General features: G+C 58.4%; 10 protein-coding genes and 1 pseudogene. 4 read left to right on the top strand and 7 right to left on the bottom strand.

Annotated elements, in window-relative coordinates:
* Positions 1-875: 875 nt before the first annotated feature.
* From NKJ37_RS29355 to NKJ37_RS29370, 4 genes and pseudogenes are all read right to left on the bottom strand, one after another.
* Positions 876-3206: a UvrD-helicase domain-containing protein gene (locus NKJ37_RS29355; protein WP_352576255.1), complete on the bottom strand. Its 2331-nt coding sequence runs from the start codon at positions 3204-3206 to the stop codon at positions 876-878.
* Positions 3206-4102, bottom strand: coding sequence for a hypothetical protein (locus tag NKJ37_RS29360; protein WP_352776153.1), 897 nt, complete (start codon positions 4100-4102; stop codon positions 3206-3208). The genes NKJ37_RS29355 and NKJ37_RS29360 overlap by 1 nt, the downstream gene beginning before the upstream one ends.
* A 564-nt stretch (positions 4103-4666) precedes the next feature.
* Positions 4667-5879: pseudogene (locus NKJ37_RS29365) on the bottom strand (IS91 family transposase).
* A 10-nt stretch (positions 5880-5889) separates the two neighbouring features.
* A complete protein-coding gene (locus NKJ37_RS29370; RefSeq protein ID WP_352776155.1) occupies positions 5890-6756 on the bottom strand; it encodes a tyrosine-type recombinase/integrase in 867 nt (288 codons plus the stop codon).
* Between the two features lie 313 nt (positions 6757-7069).
* Here NKJ37_RS29370 and NKJ37_RS29375 point away from each other — a divergent pair, with 313 nt between their 5' ends.
* Positions 7070-7501, top strand: coding sequence for a hypothetical protein (locus tag NKJ37_RS29375; protein WP_352776157.1), 432 nt, complete (start codon positions 7070-7072; stop codon positions 7499-7501).
* Between the two features lie 95 nt (positions 7502-7596).
* Here NKJ37_RS29375 and NKJ37_RS29380 read toward each other — a convergent pair whose 3' ends face one another.
* Both NKJ37_RS29380 and NKJ37_RS29385 read right to left on the bottom strand, forming a co-directional pair.
* Positions 7597-9012 carry a mannose-1-phosphate guanylyltransferase/mannose-6-phosphate isomerase gene (locus NKJ37_RS29380; protein ID WP_352776176.1) on the bottom strand — a complete coding sequence of 472 codons (1416 nt, stop codon included), beginning with the start codon at positions 9010-9012 and terminating at the stop codon, positions 7597-7599.
* Between the two features lie 240 nt (positions 9013-9252).
* The gene (locus NKJ37_RS29385; protein WP_352776159.1) at positions 9253-10239 is read right to left on the bottom strand and encodes a nodulation protein NodZ; all 987 of its coding nucleotides are present in this window, start codon (positions 10237-10239) and stop codon (positions 9253-9255) included.
* A 971-nt stretch (positions 10240-11210) separates the two neighbouring features.
* On the opposite strand from NKJ37_RS29385, the gene gmd reads away from it, so the two are divergent.
* The 3 genes from gmd to NKJ37_RS29400 all read left to right on the top strand — a co-directional run bounded on the left by gmd (position 11211) and on the right by NKJ37_RS29400 (position 14999).
* Positions 11211-12281: a GDP-mannose 4,6-dehydratase gene (gene gmd / locus NKJ37_RS29390; protein ID WP_352776161.1), complete on the top strand. Its 1071-nt coding sequence runs from the start codon at positions 11211-11213 to the stop codon at positions 12279-12281.
* Positions 12281-13225, top strand: coding sequence for a GDP-L-fucose synthase (gene fcl / locus NKJ37_RS29395; RefSeq protein WP_023689384.1), 945 nt, complete (start codon positions 12281-12283; stop codon positions 13223-13225). Before gmd ends, fcl begins: the two co-directional genes overlap by 1 nt.
* A 352-nt stretch (positions 13226-13577) precedes the next feature.
* Positions 13578-14999, top strand: a complete 1422-nt coding sequence (locus NKJ37_RS29400) for a phosphomannomutase (protein ID WP_352760256.1) — start codon at positions 13578-13580, stop codon at positions 14997-14999.
* Between the two features lie 169 nt (positions 15000-15168).
* Here NKJ37_RS29400 and NKJ37_RS29405 read toward each other — a convergent pair whose 3' ends face one another.
* The gene (locus tag NKJ37_RS29405; RefSeq protein WP_352776163.1) at positions 15169-17565 is read right to left on the bottom strand and encodes a transketolase; all 2397 of its coding nucleotides are present in this window, start codon (positions 17563-17565) and stop codon (positions 15169-15171) included.
* Between the last annotated feature and the right edge of the window lie 21 nt (positions 17566-17586).

Below are 17586 nucleotides of genomic sequence, written 5' to 3' on the forward strand. Positions count from 1 at the left end.
ATCACCCATGACAGCGTCTCCTTGCGCCGCCAATGAATCAGCCGATCCTTATCCCTGCAAGCGATTTAATAGGTCCTGAGCCTAGGTTAGCGACAGCTTTCGTCGGCGATCAATTGACAGCTGAACGGCCGCAATGAGGCGCATTGCTGCCATTTGCGAAGATTGAACAAACGCTACTGAATTTGGGGCGTTAATCGCGAACGAGCGCATAGCGGGCAGTTCGATTCCTTTCGCGCCGCCATGTGTTGTAAAGCAGTTTGATTGGCAGTCCTCGGGAGCCCACCATAAATCAATGAATTGAGATCGATGGAGGTTCACCAACCTGATTTGGCTAACCGAGGCAAATAAAACACGCTAACTTATTGATAGACAACGATAATGGTGGCCCGGACGACATATTCAATCCTTGGTTTCGTTGAGTTTTTCGTGGGCCAGAATCTGAAAGCTTCCCGTATCGTTCCGTATGCTCCCGCGACCCCAAACTGCCGACCATAGCTGACCTCGTTTTGCGAACGTTGGGAGCAGGGTCCAGAACGGCGGAAATGGGGCCGCATGCGGACTGGCAGCTTCGAGGCTCGATTTTGAGAAGCGGACACTCCCGGCAGCCGCAGGCGTCGACGTGATCTGACCCGTTCCGGACCTTCTGTCACGCAAGGGCGTCTCCGAAGCCAGCGTTCAGCGGAACCGGAGATCCTGACCCTTTTAGCTTACCTTGAATATGTTCGCGCTGGGTACGGGACACGGTTTCACCTCAGCGTTCGGCTCTCGCCATCCGAATTGGCCAGCCTCGGTGTGATGCATTCGGAAAACTTTTTCTTTGCCTCTGACATCCCGTTCAGGTGGCGATCAGTCCGGAAGGGGCAGTTCGTAGGCCCCTAAACTATCGCACCAGGCGATATGAGACCTGCCGACTGAGCCGCCGCCATTATTGAGTTTGGTGAAGAGTTTTCGTTAAGTGCAATAACGACCCGAAAACGCGCGCGTGAAATGCTCAAATACGTCTCTCGCAACACCTGTTGCTCCAGCGCTGCTGCAAGTGGCGGGTTGTCTATTACACGGGGTGGTACTACGCCCTGTTCAAGGCCGACAAGCACGACCGCGTCAAACTCCTGTCCGCCTATGAATGCTGGGCGGCTAAGGACAACGAGTGGCTGGTCAGGGGTGATCTTCTCTCCGCGTTGTGTAATGACATGCAAAGGAAGTTGGGATTCCTGAAAGCTAGCCACCAGGTCGTTCCAATACCCTTCAGAATGACAAATGACAGCGATTTGACGAACGTTCCGGGAACGCAACTTCTGAACTGCCTTGACAATAAACCGGCCAAGGCTCCTCTGCTCGGGGTTCCTCACAATCAGCACAGGAGGACTGGCAAGCGCATGGCTAGAGTCTACGGTTGCTTTAGGGTTTCCTGTGAAGTCGGGGAACTCCGTGCCAAAAAGATCGGTGGTCTTTTGAATGATGAAAAAGGCGAACGAGATAATCTCCTTCGTAGACCTGTGATTTGAAGGAAGCTTTTCATTCTCGACATCTGAAATGCCTAGTGACGCTAGCCCGGCGGCAGACAGGCCAAAGGGCTCTTGAGCCTCGTCCAGGGCCAGGGCGATTGGAACGTGCCGCGTGGCACCCGTAGGAAGAAGTGAAAAAATTCTTCGCTCGTTTTCATTGAAAAGCTGGGCTTCATCGACGAGAACGATATCGAAGCCTTCGGAACGTCGCTTAAGTTCCCAGACTGGCGTTCTCAACCGACCAGCGAGTGAAAGAGCGATGTCGTCGGAGTCGAGCATCCCAAACTCCTCAAAAACCACCCTGTGATATGCTCGGAAACAGTCAAATACGACAGCGCGCTCGGCTGGTGTCAGAAGCCGGTGGAAACGGCTAAAAGGGACCTCTGCACCAACGTATCGCTCCTTCTCGTCCGTGAGGCCACGCCCTTTTATCACCGAGGATATCTCGGACATGGTCAGTACTGCAAACGCATTAAATAGTTCCTCTTGCTCCCAGACCTGCCGTAGCAGTGTACCGTCAGAGAAGAGTTGAGGCTGGGCGTCAAGTACCTCTCTCAGAGAATTCTTTATTTGCCCTAGCTGAAACAACTTTGTCTTCTGAGCGTCGCGATCAATGACCATGCGATCATCTATTTCGATCCTCTTTCGACCGTACTCGGATAGAGTCGTGACTACCAGTTGCCGGTCTACTCCGGTTAGGTACTCTTCACCGCCCAGTACTTTGAAACGGTCTGTGACCGACTGAGCCATCGCGGCGTTGTGTACGATGTAGGCTGCTTTGATAGCTCGGCTCGTTCGCTCAGCATCTCGGAGGTACCGCATTGCGAGTAGCTGCATCAGAAGTGTCTTACCCGATCCTGCAGGGCCTATTATCCGAACCGGATGGCCGTGAAGAACGTCACTTGCTAAGGCCCGACGCTGAGCTTCATTGAGTGCTCCGCTTGATATCCATTGCTCATAGTTCCAGTGAATCGTCTCATATGGGTTTACCGCAATGTCAGCAGATACTCCGTTGGTACTTACCGTTATCTCGCTGAGAAAATCCTGATCGACTTGAGCTGGTTGGACAGAAGCCCGAAGTTCATTAAACGCAGGGTCTTCCAAAGCAGGTCTTCTATTCTGCTTCTCCACGAGCGAATTGCACAATGTCACGAGAACTGCGATGCGGTTTATCTCAGACTCAATCCCACCCGTCAGCTCGTCAAAAGCATGTTCTGGCCCAATGCCGATGAGGCTTCTGGCGCTCAGGTCTTCGAATCCCGGCGATGCTTCATAATAGCAAATGGAATAATATCGCGCGTTCGAGCCTCGTCCGGCTAAGCAAGTATGCGAGCCATTGGCCTGAGTACGATGAATATAGTCTCCCTCAATGATGAGGCCCTGCAGACGCTGGCTTATCACATAGATGAATCTTTCGATCACCTGGGGAGCGATTTGCTCGTGGCGCGCGATAGACATCGGGCCGTTTAGTCGGAAAATTCCCCAACTCTCTCCTCCAGTATTAGAGAGATAGTCGGCATTCCAGACTGCTAGGATGCGATGGTCTTCACTAGCCGAGAGGCGCAGGGGACCGGCGTTAAAGTCGGCTTTTGAAAGTCCCGTCAGATCATTCTTAAGGAGGACGGTAGAGAGCGAGGACAGCGCAGTTGGGTGGGTTAGTAGCCACGAACAAGTCTCGCGTGTTAAACCAACATATTCCATCAGGCATCAACCTCGATTTCGAAGCGTCGTAAGGTGTCAGGGGAGAAGTCTGGCGAGCCCACTCTGTTATAGAGGCTAGAGAATCGGGTCAGGAGATCAGACAGAAAAGCAGGTCGCAACGATAGAAGCTTTATAGGATGGGCGCTGCTCAGAGCTGTTGTGAGATGCTCCGGAAAGCCGACTCGACGGATGCGATCTGGCCAACTGCCTGCTGGAGACTCCTGCGCAACTGTTAACACACTAACTGGCAGAGTGATCGGATAACGGAATAGTATAACAGAGTGCGCAGAAACACCGCTGAAGGTCACGTTTTGCTCATCGCAAGGGATAAAGTGCAAGGACGGAGAGTAGCTGTTGGAGATGATCCGCTGCTTTATCTTCGGCCACTCAGATCCGAATAGTTTCGAGAGGGAGTCTACGTTGACCTCGCCACCCGGATTGCTTCTCATAACACGTAATATCTCAAGCCCAGCCAGGGCGCGATCAACTGCGCCTCGTGCTTTTTCGCTCCGCTGTTTTTCTGACAGGAACATTCTTAGAGTTGCATCAGCGCCCAACAAGTCCTCTTCGGCTGGGGGAATGTACGTTTCAGCTGACCATATTGGGGTGACTTCGGCTCCGGTCGCCCTTAACGCACCGAGTAGCTTCTCGAGCACAGCCGGAAGAGCAGACCCCAGCGAGAAATAGGAGCGGATCGATACTATCGGCAGGTAGGTAACGGTTTCGGACTTATGCCAGCTGAGATCACAAGCCGGAGTGATGACAATCCCGCAGCAGCTCTCGCAGCCAAGTGAGCCGAATGTTGGAAGCCCGCGCCATATGTCACCACATTCGTGCGCGCTGTTAGGTAAGTAACTGTAGTAGCTTTGAGCGTTAATCCTGACTGTCGATAACATCCCGCTCCCCCACCTGTTGGAACGCTATGCCATGATCCTTCGGGAACAGGAAGAGAGGGATGACCACAATCTGCGTGGGCATCGGCGCGCAGCTGTCGCGAAATGCTGGGCCACCCATCGTACAGCGAGCATCTGGCTTAGGGGAACGGGTCATGAAGGCTCTGGGTCCGAGTCAGGCCGCAACGCAAAGGTCGGCTTTGGATAAGCGCCAGGAATGTCCGGAACTGTGTAGGGTTACGGATGCCGGCCAACAACGTGTTGGCTTGGCGACGGGCCGGCGTCCGAAAGCCTCCAGGGAAAGAACTCGCGGGATGGAGGCTCGGTTTCGGCGCTATGGGGATTTGACGGTTTCGCTTGGTCCGCGGTGGGTGCACTGATGCGCCTGACAGGTGGGACTGCTCAGGTTGACGGGCGCGCGCGGCCGGCCGAGGCGGCGCATGATGCGGTGTGGCGGTTGAAGAGCGGGCGATTTCGGTGCGGTTGGGCGGCGGCGCGCGAAGCCGTTCATCCGGGGACGATAAGGTCCCTCGGCAGAGATGATGCGCGGTGATGAGCGGGGCCCGGTCATGATGCTCGGGCTCCGCTTGTCGAGCTGCCGGACGGGGGTGCTCTGGCATCGCTGCCGCGCTCGAAGGTTTCGATGATGATCATGCGACCGCCGCAGCACGGACATGGCGGCCGCCAGTCGGTTGGGGCGGTCGCATCGGCGCTATTGGATCCGCCGCATTCGTCCTTGGGCTGGCGTGCGGCGAGCAGTTCGCGAGCGCGCGCGATGTTGGCCTTGCGGTTGGCGCTGGCAAGCAGCCCATGGTGGCGGATGCGGTGGAAGCGCTTGGGCAGGACATGGAGCAGGAAGCGGCGCATGAACTCGGCCGGCTCGAGCGTCATGGTCCGGTAGCGCTCCTCCCCGTTGCGGCGGTAGTCCTTGTATCGGAACGTCACGCTGGCCTCGTCGAGCGCGATCAGCCGGCTGTTGGCGATGGCGACGCGGTGGGTATAGCGCGACAGGTATGCCAGCACGGCCTCGGGTCCGGCGAAGGGTGGCTTGGCATAGACGAACCAGTTCTTCCGTCTGAGCGGTGCCAGGAAGGCAGCAAAAGCGCGGTGGTCGCAAAGGCCAGCATTGTCGCCGAAGAACCTCAGCCGGCCGGCGGCATGGGCATCAGTAAGCTTCGCCAGCAAGAGCCGCCGGAACAGTTTTGAGAGCACGCGCACGGGCAGGAGGAAGCCGGGCCGGCAGGACACCCAACGCTCACCATCGAGCGCGATGCCGCCGCCGGGCACGATCATATGGACATGCGGATGATGGGTCATCGCCGAGCCCCAGCTATGCAGCACGGCGGTGGTGCCGATGCGGGCGCCGAGATGTTTTGGATCGGCCGCGATGGTGAGCATCGCTTCCGAGGCGGCGCGAAACAACAGGTCGTAGATCACCGCCTTGTTGGGATAGGCGATATCGGCGATCTCGGCCGGCAGGGTGAAGACGACGTGGAAGTAGCCGACGGGCAGCAGCTCGGCCTCGCGCGCGGCAAGCCATTCCCTGGCCGCCGCGCCCTGGCATTTGGGGCAATGTCTGTCGCGACAACTATTAAAGGCGATCCGTCTGTGGCCGCAGTCCTCGCAGGCCTCGACATGACCGCCGAGGGCTGCGGCGGCAGGTCTCGATCGCCGACATCACCTTCAGCTGGCCGAGGCTCAAGTGGCCGGCCTGGGCTGCGCGCCAGGCGGCGCCGTGGCGAAGGAAGATGTCGGCGACCTCCAGGGACGGGCGGCGCACCGCCGCCGCGTCAGCCGTCCGGTCTCGTCTCCTCGTCTGCCTCTGCCTGCAGCGTGATCCGGTCGAGCGGGCTTATCACGGTGTGGATCGTCTTGGTGGCCACGTGGGCATAGAGCGCGGTGGTATTGAGCCGGGCATGTCCGAGCAGGACCTGGATGACGCGGATGTCGACGTCCTGCTCCAAAAGATGGGTGGCAAAGGAATGTCTCAGCGTGTGCGGCGTCACCCGCTTCTTGATCTCGGCGGCCTCGGCTGCGGCATGAACGGCGCGGTTCATCTGCCGCGTGGAGAGCGGCTTGATCGGGTTGCGGCCCGGAAACAGCCAGCCCCGCGGCAACATCACGCCGCGGCGTTTGCCCTCACGCCACCAGGTGCGCAGCAGGCCGAGCAGTTGCGGCGACAGCATGGCGTGGCGGTCCTTGCGGCCCTTGCCTTGTTCGACGCGGATCAGCATGCGTGTGCTATCGATGTCGGTCACCTTGAGCGCCACGATCTCCGACACCCGCAACCCGGCGCCGTAGGCCGTGCCGAGGGCGGCCTTGTACTTCGGACCCGGTGCGGCTTCGAGCAGCCGCGCCACCTCCTCGACGCTCAGCACCAGCGGCAGCTTGCGCGGCTCGTGGATGATCGTGAGACGGCGGGAAAGATCGGGCCGGTCGAGCGTCACGGTGAAGAAGAAGCGCAGCGCCGAGACCGAGCTGTTGATGCCGGGCGGCCGCATGCCGGCTTGCGTCTGGTGCAGTTGGAAACGGCGAAGATCCTCAGTCGTTGCCGTGTCGGGCGAGCGCCCGATGAAGGCTGCAAACGCCTTCACGCAACGGATATAGTCACGGCGCGTATCCTCGGTGAAGCCGCGCATGGACATGTCTTCGATCATGCGCTCGCGAAGCGCGCTGCTGGATGGATGCGTAGGGACGGTCAAGCTGAAGGTTGACACTTCATGCTCGGAGGCCGATGGCCGTCCGTCACCCCTGATCGATCAAAGCCTCACCGACGCTGCCGACGAAGCACACACCCCAAAGCCCGCGCCCCTCCCGCGAGCGGGTTCGTTCTCTGGCGCAACTGCGACCTCCAGGTTGGCCGCTTGCAACATCCGCTTTCAGGCGGTGGCGAAGCTGACTTCAACGGCCGAAATAGGGCGGTGGGTTCAACCGGTCGCCGCAACACCTTTAATCTGAGAGGATTGGGAGGTGTCGCATGGTGCGGCGATGGCTGTGCCGTTTGAGCCGCTCGCCGCGTTTGTTGGCCAGCCCCTCCGTTCCTTTTATCAGCAGGTTATCTGCGGCGGCCTGGTGTTCCAGCTTAGCGATGGAAGTCGTCTCCTTCGAACCGTGGTTCCGATGGCCTTTCAATCAGCGCTTGCCGGGATCATGCTTGCCGCAGACCTGGTCAAGCATAGTGCGGGTTTTCCGATGAGTCCGACAACCAGCACTCGCGTGAATCTACTGCGCCCCCTTGGTTCTCACCTCCATGATCCGAAAGCCAAAGATTCCAGCGGCCGCTGCATCTGCAGCGATGAGGATTTCATTGCCGCCTTACAGCGGACGGCGCGCTGTCAAGCAATCACCGATGTTTTCGACCACGATCGAGTGCCTGATGAGAGTGCGGGGCGGATACTATGACACGCTCGGCCCGCTGCTTGCCAATGTCAGGCCCAGAACCCACGACAGAGATCCTTGAGCGACGGCTCGCCGTTTAACGTTTTTTGTACTGTTATCTACGTTCGACCATATTCGTCGTCGAAGCGAACGATATCATCCTCGGCGAGATAATCGCCGCTCTGCACTTCAATGATCACCAGGTCAATTCTGCCTGGGTTTTCCAGCCGGTGTTTATGGCCGCAGGGGATGTAGGTCGATTCGTTTGTCGCCAGGAACAACTCCTGCTCGCCATTGACGATTTTGGCGGAGCCGCTGACCACGACCCAGTGCTCCGAACGATGATAGTGCATCTGCAGGCTCAACTGGCGACCGGGCTTCACCTCGATGCGTTTGATCTTGAAGCGCTCGCCTTCCTCCAGAACCGTATAGGTACCCCAGGGCCGGTGTACCGTGCTATGGACCAGATGAGCTTCATGTCCCGAAGCCTTGAGGCCCTCGAAGAGCTTCTTAACGTCCTGAACGCGGTCGCGGGATGTGACAAGCAAAGCGTCCGGGGAATCCACGATCACCAGATCGCTTACGCCCACCGTGCCGATGACGCGCTTGTCGGAGCTCACATAGGTGCCGGTCGTGTCGACCATGTGCACATCGCCGCGTATCCTGTTCCCGCTTTCGTCGGGGGCGATCAAATCGGCCATTGCGTTCCAAGATCCGATGTCGTTCCAATCCATGTGGCAGGGAATCACGGCAAGTCTGTTAGTCTTCTCCATGACAGCGTGGTCGAGCGAGATTCGCGGCGCGGAACCGAAATGCTCAGGCGCGAGTTCGATTTTGGCAAAGCCTTGGCATTGACTGGCGCGGCCGTTCTCGTAGCTATCGGCGACCGCCTGGAGCACCTCGGGACAATGCAAAACCATCTCGTCGAGCATGGTTTGCGCACTGAAGCAGAAGATGCCGGCGTTCCAGAAGAAGCGTTGAGACGCGACATAGGCTTTGGCTGTATCCAGATCCGGTTTTTCAACGAAACGGACGACGTTCTCACCATCTGCTTCGATGTAGCCGAATGCTGTGTCCGGTCTGGTTGGGGTGATGCCCAATGTGGCGATCCGCCCGAGCTTGGCATGTTCCATGGCCAGGCCCATGGCGTCTAGAAACGCAGGCAGGTTGCTAATCAGGTGATCGGCCGGGAAGACGCACAGGATCGCGTCAGGGCCTTGCGTTGCCCTCGCATGGATCGCGGCTGCAGCCACGGCGGCGGCCGTATCCCGGCCTTCGGGCTCGAGCAGAAAGGTGCGTGGCAGGACCACGGAATCCAGCTCGTCAAATTCGTCCTTGGTCAGGAAGAGGTGTTCCCCGGATGTCACAGCGACGAGTTCCACGACACCTTCTATCGAAGCGGCGCGCAGCACAGTGTGCTGAATGAGAGAATATCCATCCGCTACTTTGAGGAAAGGTTTGGGGTGCGATTGCCTTGAGGCGGGCCATAGCCGCGATCCGGCTCCGCCGCTGATGATCACGGGAATCACTTTCATAACCAACCTCAATTTCGTCTCTGGAGTGATCGCCCGCGTTCTTTCGAGCGTCAGCGTCACGATCGCCGTCGCTCTGGCGTGTCTGCGGCCCCCGCGTAACAGCGAAGTTCTGGCGCGTTGCAGGCGGCGTCAGATGACGACGCTATCGGTAATGTACGACGCCTCCACTGGCGTCGGTGAGAAATGCGCATTCAATTATGCCTGTTGGTTGCGTCTGCCGAATTGCGCAGGTGGCGGGTCTTAACTGAGATCAGAGACTTGGCTGCCTTCTATCAAAGTCAAACGACTTGGCTCTTTCAGATCGAATTCAATTACCCGTGGTGCGAAAAGGCGTGCATATCGTGTAAAGGCGCTCGTCGGGGGAAACCGAATTACGGTATCGCAGCGCCCGAGAAGATACATCTCAACGAGGGCGGAAATTCCGCCGTCAATCCCGAGTGCTGCAGTGTGTAAGGGGCCACCTTGATTGGATCCGAAGTGCTTCGGGACAGTGAGCAGATCGGGAAACCTGGCCGACAGAAGATCCAGTATCCGCGCGCTGTCCGTGCATAAGAACAGCCGCACAGGCCTAGGGTGCGGTAACGCCTTAGCCTTGTCAATTGCAGCGCACACTTGCCGAACGGCGAGCTCCGGATCGGCCCAGTAGAGCGCATGCTCCATGATGTCTTCACCGTTACCGTGCCGAACATGAATCCCGATGATGCTGTGCCCCTCAAAACATTCCTGATAAATGGCATCTATGCGGGCTTGAATTTCTGGCCGAGGCTGGACACTCTGGAACACCTGCCGCTCTGCATCCTCATCGCACCGCCACATCAGACAAGCGTCACACACTACTGTGTTCGCTTCGACATCGTGTTCGGCCTGAAAGAGCTCGCCCAACTCATCGCGCTCTTGGAAAATCTGCTCATCTGGCCGGTAAAGGCACTCGATCGCCGGCCTGTTCCACCACTCCGGGAAGAATGGACCAGGGAAGGAAACGTCGTTGATCCGGTCGTCGGAAATAGCCGGCACGCCAGCGATGTCATTGATCGGCTGGAAGAACACCGGAAACGCATTTGTGAAGGGTTGGTCGAGGTAGCAGGCCCCCCGCCAGTCGATGACTAGAGTTCGTCCCGACCGCTGCGCGTAGCGCCAAGCGGCCGCCAATGACCACAGACAATCACCGAACCCCGTACGCCTCCGAGAGACGACGAACCGGCGCTTTTCCAATCCACTAACATGCATTTTCGGAAATCTCGTTTCGGAGAGGAGGTTGCATCCGGCTTGGAATCCTTAGTCGACACTAGTAGACCCTGACGCCGGGCGCTTGGCAGAGGCCGGGCCGTAGGGCAGAAGAGCTCCCTCAGCACTGCCCACTTATCCCTGCACAGCTTGAAGCCGATGCCCTCGCTTCCGGTTCAGCCTTCTCTAATGGGCTTCCGCGGCATATGTAAAATCTATTGAGTGGATGCCGGCCATCCATGTGTTGGATGCCATGATGAAGGGGCTCGGCTGACGCGGGCCCGGCCAATAGAGCCGAAACAGCCGGGAAACGCTGCGACACTGCCTGCCGAAGCAAATCATTCCGTCGACGCCAGACGCCAAGGGTGCAAGGCTGCATACAGCAACCGGTACCGGGCGAGATGAGGTCGACAGCTCGACGCGCCTGGAACCAGCTGATCGACAGAATCTGCAGTCTGCTCCCAAAGTTCTGCACGACCTGTGCCGGATGCTGTGGTGAGGGCTCGCGGCCACGAACTTTGTCCTCGCCCCGAACGGAAGCTCGGGACCTACGACTCCGGGCCGGCGATGCGCCCCGGCTGCTCGGTCAGACCATCCATTCTGTGGATGCACTTTATCCAAACAATCGATTTCACTGATCCAAACAATTCCCATTAGAAGACGCTGAAGCAAGAAAGAAGGGCGTCCTCACTCGCTGATAGATGAGCAAATCAGCTGCAAGGTGCTTGGAGTACAGTCGCTCGCGGCGTGAGCTGAGCGGCACTCTGACCGCATGTACGAATCCCAGTTAGCGGCGCAACTCTATTTTGCTGTGACTCCAAGCAAGAGCAGGTGTGCTCGGCTGGCAGACTGTCAATGACGAGCTTCGCGCCGCATCTGTCGAAGTGCTCCATAGGGCACGGGGCGGGCCGCACATTGTGTCGGCGTGGCGAGCCGGAGCCGAAACTTTAAACTTTAGATAGAGCAGGAATAGAATGGGCGATAGCAGAAAAATTGCTCTTATTACGGGCATAACTGGACAGGATGGTGCCTATCTTGCCCGTCTTCTTCTCAAAAAAGGCTACATCGTTCATGGGATTAAGCGACGTTCCTCTTCCTTCAACACGGGTCGTATCGAAGACCTCTACCAAGACCCGCACGAATCCGATCCGCGCCTGATCTTGCATTACGGTGACCTCACTGATTCGACTAACCTCATCCGCGTGGTTCAGGAATCTCAGCCAGACGAAATTTACAACTTGGCTGCTCAGAGCCATGTGCAGGTGTCGTTCGAAACACCTGAATACACAGCAAACGCGGACGGTATCGGTACATTGCGACTTCTTGAGGCGATTCGCCTCCTCGGCCTGACGGACAAGACCCGCTTCTATCAAGCCTCGACTTCGGAGCTATACGGCCTCGTGCAGTCCGTACCGCAGAACGAAACGACGCCCTTTTATCCGCGCAGCCCTTACGCCGCCGCCAAGCTCTACGCCTACTGGATGGTCGTCAATTATCGCGAGGGCTATGGTATGCACGCTTCCAACGGCATTCTTTTTAATCACGAAAGCCCCCTTCGTGGCGAAACTTTTGTGACGCGCAAGATCAGCCGCGCTGCCGCTGCTATCTACCTGGGCAAGCAGGACAAGCTTTATCTCGGCAATCTCGATGCTCAACGCGATTGGGGCCATGCGCGTGAGTACGTGCGAGGTATGTGGATGATGATACAGCAGGATCAACCGGATGATTACGTGCTGGCTACGGGCAAAACGACTCCTGTCCGCCAATTCGTCGAGTGGGCTTTCGAAGATATCGGCGTCGAGATCGAATGGCGTGGCAAGGGTGTCGGCGAAAAGGGCTATGATGTAGCGAGCGGCAGATGCCTAGTCCAAGTGGACCCACGCTACTTCCGCCCCACGGAAGTCGATCTTCTCCTGGGTGACGCTACCAAGGCGAAGGAGAAGCTCGGCTGGGTGCATGAGACATCCGTGCGCGAGCTTGCTGCGGAAATGGTGCGCGAAGACCTGAAGGTCATGCAGACATCTGTAGTCATGAAGGAAGCGTAATGTATGATCTGAACGGAAAAACCGTGTGGGTCGCTGGCCACAAAGGTATGGTGGGCAGCGCTGTTGTACGCCGACTCGCGTCTGAAGACTGCAAAGTTGTGGCCGCCCCTCGGGGAGAGCTAGACCTCAAGCGACAGACCGAGGTTGAAAACTTCGTGGCAGTGATGAAACCGGACGCTATCATTATGGCGGCGGCAAAGGTAGGTGGTATTCTCGCGAACGCCACCTATCCGGTCGACTTTCTTTACGACAATCTGATGATCGAGGCCAATATCTTCGCGGCAGCCCACGAAAACAATGTCGACCGCGTCCTCTTCCTCGGCTCGTCTTGCATCTATCCGAAGATGGCACCACAGCCCATTCCTGAAAGCGCGCTTTTGACCGGGCCACTAGAGCGCACCAACGAATGCTACGCCGTCGCCAAGATCACCGGCATCAAAATGGCTCAAGCCTATCGCCAGCAATACGGCCGCGACTACATCTCCGCTATGCCGACGAATCTCTACGGGCCAGGCGACAATTATGACTTGCAGTCAAGCCACGTCATCCCAGCGCTGATCCGGAAAGCGCATGAAGCTAAGCTCATAAGTGATAAGCAAATCACCATCTGGGGCACGGGCACACCACGTCGGGAATTCATGCACGTCGACGACTGCGCCGACGCATTAGTCTTCCTTCTGAAGAACTACTCTGACCATGATCACGTCAATCTCGGCTGCGGACAGGACATCACGATCCTAGAGCTGACTAGAATGATCTGCCGTGTAGTCGGATTTACTGGGGAGATCGCGCATGATCACTCTAGACCTGACGGTACACCGCGAAAGCTGATGAGCGTCGACAAGCTGCGCACTTTGGGATGGGCAGCAAAGATCACTCTCATGGAAGGCATCGAGAGTGTCTATCATGCATTTCTAAACGGGAGCTACACCGAACGGCGGTAGATAAGAGGATTTGCTGCGTCTCAGGCCTGTACGCGCTTTCGGGACCCAGAGCTAATGTAGACTGAGACAATCACTCGATGGCGATAGCGCTCATGTGAGCCAGCCGCGAGGAGCCCCGCCGGACCCGGACCCCATCCGCTCCAACCTCGTCGCCGTGAAGGTCACGGTGCGCTGCCCACGCCGACGCCGACTGCGTCAATCCTCACAAGGGTAACCGTCGATAACCGAACGCGTCTACGGTAACCGAATGTACTTCTTGTTCTCGTCCGAGGGATCTGTCGATGGGCATTCCGGACGAGCCAAAGTTTGAGCATGTTACCTTCAAAACCCGGTTAGCAACGTCGGATTTGGTATGAAATTCGGAACAAGTGGATTACGGGGCCTGGCGACAGAATTGGCAGGAGCCGCCTCTGCCCTATATGCAACGGCATTCGCGACATTCCTGCTGGAATCCGGCCTGGCCAGAATTGGCGACGAGATACTCATAGGGCGCGACTTTCGCGCCTCGAGTCCGGCCATCGCCGCCGTCTGTGCGGCGGCACTGTCCGCGCTCGGCTTCATCGTAGTCGATTGCGGCGCAGTCCCCACCCCTGCCCTGGCACTGTATGCTCAGGCGCGTAAGAGTGGTTGTTTGATGATCACAGGCTCGCACATTCCGGCCGACCGTAATGGAATAAAATTCTATCGACCCGACGGTGAGATCGACAAGGATGATGAGCGGGAGATAACGCGCATCGCCTTGCAGCTGGAGAAGCGCGGATACGTCCTTGAAGGTGCTGTTGCACGTCGGCAGCACCGGGAGGCCGAATGCAAGGCCTTTTTCATGGCGCGCAATCGAAAGCTTATGGAGATTAATGCTCTAAAGGGCTTAACGGTGGGCGTATATCAGCACAGCACAGTCGCGCGCGATCTCTTGGTTGACATTCTCTCATATCACTGTGCGACGGTCGTAACCCTGGGACGTTCGGAAGGTTTCATTCCTGTCGACACTGAAGCGGTCTCTGACGAGACTGCTCAACAGTTCAAGCTCTGGGCCAAAGAGCATCGGCTTGATGCGGTCGTCTCGGCAGATGGCGATGGTGACCGCCCACTGGTAGCTGACGACCACGGAGACCCCCTTCGCGGTGATTTGTTAGGCCTGATTACGGCGAACTTCCTGCAAGCGAAGGCAGTCGTCACGCCGGTCACATCAAACTCTGGTATCGAGACCGCAGGTTCTTTTAAAGTCGTGCGTACCAAGGTTGGATCGCCATTTGTTATTGCTGCCATGCTCGATTTGGTTGCGTCGGGTCACGAGCGCGTGGTTGGTTTCGAAGCAAACGGTGGTTTGTTGACCGGCACGGACTTTGACCCGAACGGAACTAAACTGCCAGCGCTACCTACACGCGACAGTTTTCTCCCCATCCTCGCGGCACTTTCCCTTGTTAATACAAGTGGGCAGCCACTGTCGGAGATTGGCAGTTCCTTTCAATTGCCGGCGGCGGCGGCGGATCGCTTGGAAAATTTTTCCGTCGAAAGCAGCACTCGCCTCATGACATACCTTCGTACAGCGGAAACTAACATCGCCGCCTTCGTCGGGTCGATTGGAGTGGTAAGCAAGGTTAGCGATGTTGACGGACTTCGTATCACTCTCGCGGATAAGCGTGTCTTGCATTTGCGTCCATCCGGAAATGCCCCGGAAATGCGGTGCTACGTCGAAGCCGAAAATCGGGAGGACGCGGAGCTTTTGCTCCGGACTGGATTGGATCGAATTCGTAATTGGGCGCAAGGCTAAATAAAAGCCGCCTCCCTGCGTATTCCCAGGTGACCCTGGGGGTCGCACAAGCTACTCAAGCGCGATCAGAACGTCCACAGTGTCCCGGCCCTGTCCGCTTTGAAGCGAACCGGAACGCCCGTGGAAACAGCCGATCCGTACCAGCCACGGAGCATCCGGTCGCTCATGGTCAAGGCAGCGCCTTCCGGTAGCGAACAGCCGGTCCCGCACTGACCGCCTGCGCCGCATGTACGATGGCGTTGGTGTCCAGGCCGTGGTGACGGTATAGGTCCGCAATAGTCCCCGTCTGGCCGAACTGCTCGACCCCGAGCGCCTTCACGCGATGCCCGTTAACCCCACCGAGCCACGCGAGCGTCGCCGGGTGGCCGTCGATCACGGTGACGATGCCGCAGTCACGCGATAGCGGCGCGAGCAGCCGCTCGATATGACTCAGGGCGCCAATCGCGCCACGCTGCCGGGCACGTTCCGCCGCCTGCCAGCCCGCATTAAGCCGGTCCGCGGAGGTGATCGCGAGCAGCCCGACATCGCGCCGGTCCTCCGCCAGAAGACCCGTCGCGGCAATCGCCTCCGGCGCGACGACGCCTTGATAAGCAATGACGACACTCGCGTTGGGCCCAGGCGGACGCAGCCAATAGGCGCCATTGACGATGTCCCGCGCGAGCGCCGGGTTCATCTCGCGCAGCGGCTGCTCGAGCGGCCGGGTTGACAGGCGAAGATAGACCGATCCTCCGGTCTGATCACGCAGCCACGTCGTCTCATCCGGATCCCCCTCGCCATTACGTTGCATGTAATCGAAGGCAAAGCGCATGATCACGGACAGTTCGTCGACGAAGGCCGGTTCGAAGGCGCAAAGCCCATCCTGCGCCATGCCGATCAATGGGGTGCCGATCGACTGGTGTGCTCCGCCCTCGGGCGCTAGCGTCACGCCCGAGGGCGTTGCGACCAGCATGAAGCGCGCATCCTGATAGCAGGCGTAGTTTAGCTGGTCGGCCGATCGGTAGATGAAGGGATCATAGACTGTCCCGATCGGCAGCAGGCGCACGCCATTGATCGAGTGCGAGAGACCGAGTGCCCCGAGCATGATCATCAGGTTCGACTCGGCGATCCCGAGCTCGAGGTGCTGCCCCTTCGGCCCAAATTCCCAGGTAAAGGTCGACGGAATGCGTTCGGCCTTGAAGGTGTCCGCCATGGTCTCCCGGGCGAAAAGGCCGCGCCGGTTGACCCAGCCACCGAGATTGGTCGAGACCGTCACATCGGGCGAGGTGGTGACAATGCGGTCGGCAAGCAGACTGCGCTCGCGTGCGATGTCGTTCAGGATCTGGCCGAACCCCATCTGGGTCGAGAGCGGCTTGCCGGGCTGCCCCGGTGACGGAAGGGTTTCAGGCACCGGCACCGACGGCGCAGACAGCCTCCTATGCCCCTCACTGAAGAACGGCGCCTTTGCGAAGAAGGCGTCAAGTTCCGCTTCCGGCAAGGTGGCGGCCGCCCATTTGTCCCACTCCTCACCCCGCTTTACGCCCATTTGCAGGCGGTAGTCTTCCATCTGCGTGGGCGTCATCTGCCCCGCGTGGTTGTCCTTGTGTCCGGCAAGCGGCAGACCGTAGCCCTTGATGGTGTAACAGATGAAGCAGACGGGACGGTCATGCCTGGACGCCGCCTCGAAGGCTTCGAGGAGGCTCGGCATGTCATGCCCGCCAAGGTTCGTCATCAACGCCTGCAACTCGTCGTCGGAGCGGCGTTCGATCAGAGTGGTGACCGGCCCTTGGTCTCCGATCTCGTCGAGCAGCCGCTTGCGCCAGGCAGCACCCCCTTGGAAGGTCAGCGCCGAATAGAGCTGGTTCGGACAGCGCTCTATCCACTCGAGCAGCTTCTCGCCCCCCGGCTCGGCAAAGGCAGCCTCTTGCAGAGCGCCGTGGCGCAGGACCATCACGTCCCAGCCGAAGTTGCGAAAAATCTGCTCGAAACGCTGCCAGAGGCCCTCCCGGATCACGGCGTCGAGCGACTGGCGATTGTAGTCGACCACCCACCAGCAGTTCCTGAGCCCGTGCTTCCAGCCTTCGATCAGGGCCTCGTAGATGTTGCCCTCGTCCATCTCGGCGTCGCCGATCAGGCTGACCATTCGGCCCTCGGCACGCTCCTTCATCCAGCCGTGACCCGAGACGTAGTCCTGCACCAGCGACGAGAACAGCGTCTGAGCAACGCCGAGACCCACCGACCCGGTCGAGAAGTCGACATCGTCGACATCCTTCGTCCGCGAAGGGTAGCTCTGCGCGCCCTTGTAGCCGCGGAAGTTCATGAGCTTTTCGTGGGTCTGGTTGCCCGCCAGATACTGAAGTGCATGGAAGATCGGCGCCGCATGGGGTTTGACCGCCACCCGATCCTGCGGGCGCAGGACCGAACCGTAGAGCGCGGTCATGATGGTACTCAGCGACGCGGACGAGGCCTGATGCCCCCCGACCTTGATCTCATCGCCCTCGCGGACGTGGTTGGCGTGGTGGATCGTCCAGGCTGCGAGCCAGGAGACGCAGCGCTCGATCTCGTTCAGATATTCCAGTTTCCTCGTCATTCAGTTTCCCGCAAATCAGCT

The organism is Mesorhizobium sp. M0140 (assembly GCF_040322475.1).
GTDB lineage: Bacteria > Pseudomonadota > Alphaproteobacteria > Rhizobiales > Rhizobiaceae > Mesorhizobium.

Excerpts from the sequence above, each read along its gene's own strand:
- NKJ37_RS29360 (WP_352776153.1), bottom strand. The coding sequence starts at position 4,102 with ATGTTATCGACAGTCAGGATTAACGCTCAAAGCTACTACAGTTACTTA.
- NKJ37_RS29405 (WP_352776163.1), bottom strand. The coding sequence starts at position 17,565 with ATGACGAGGAAACTGGAATATCTGAACGAGATCGAGCGCTGCGTCTCC.
- NKJ37_RS29400 (WP_352760256.1), top strand. The coding sequence starts at position 13,578 with ATGAAATTCGGAACAAGTGGATTACGGGGCCTGGCGACAGAATTGGCA.
- NKJ37_RS29385 (WP_352776159.1), bottom strand. The coding sequence starts at position 10,239 with ATGCATGTTAGTGGATTGGAAAAGCGCCGGTTCGTCGTCTCTCGGAGG.
- fcl (WP_023689384.1), top strand. The coding sequence starts at position 12,281 with ATGTATGATCTGAACGGAAAAACCGTGTGGGTCGCTGGCCACAAAGGT.
- NKJ37_RS29355 (WP_352576255.1), bottom strand. The coding sequence starts at position 3,206 with ATGGAATATGTTGGTTTAACACGCGAGACTTGTTCGTGGCTACTAACC.
- NKJ37_RS29380 (WP_352776176.1), bottom strand. The coding sequence starts at position 9,012 with ATGAAAGTGATTCCCGTGATCATCAGCGGCGGAGCCGGATCGCGGCTA.
- NKJ37_RS29370 (WP_352776155.1), bottom strand. The coding sequence starts at position 6,756 with ATGATCGAAGACATGTCCATGCGCGGCTTCACCGAGGATACGCGCCGT.
- gmd (WP_352776161.1), top strand. The coding sequence starts at position 11,211 with ATGGGCGATAGCAGAAAAATTGCTCTTATTACGGGCATAACTGGACAG.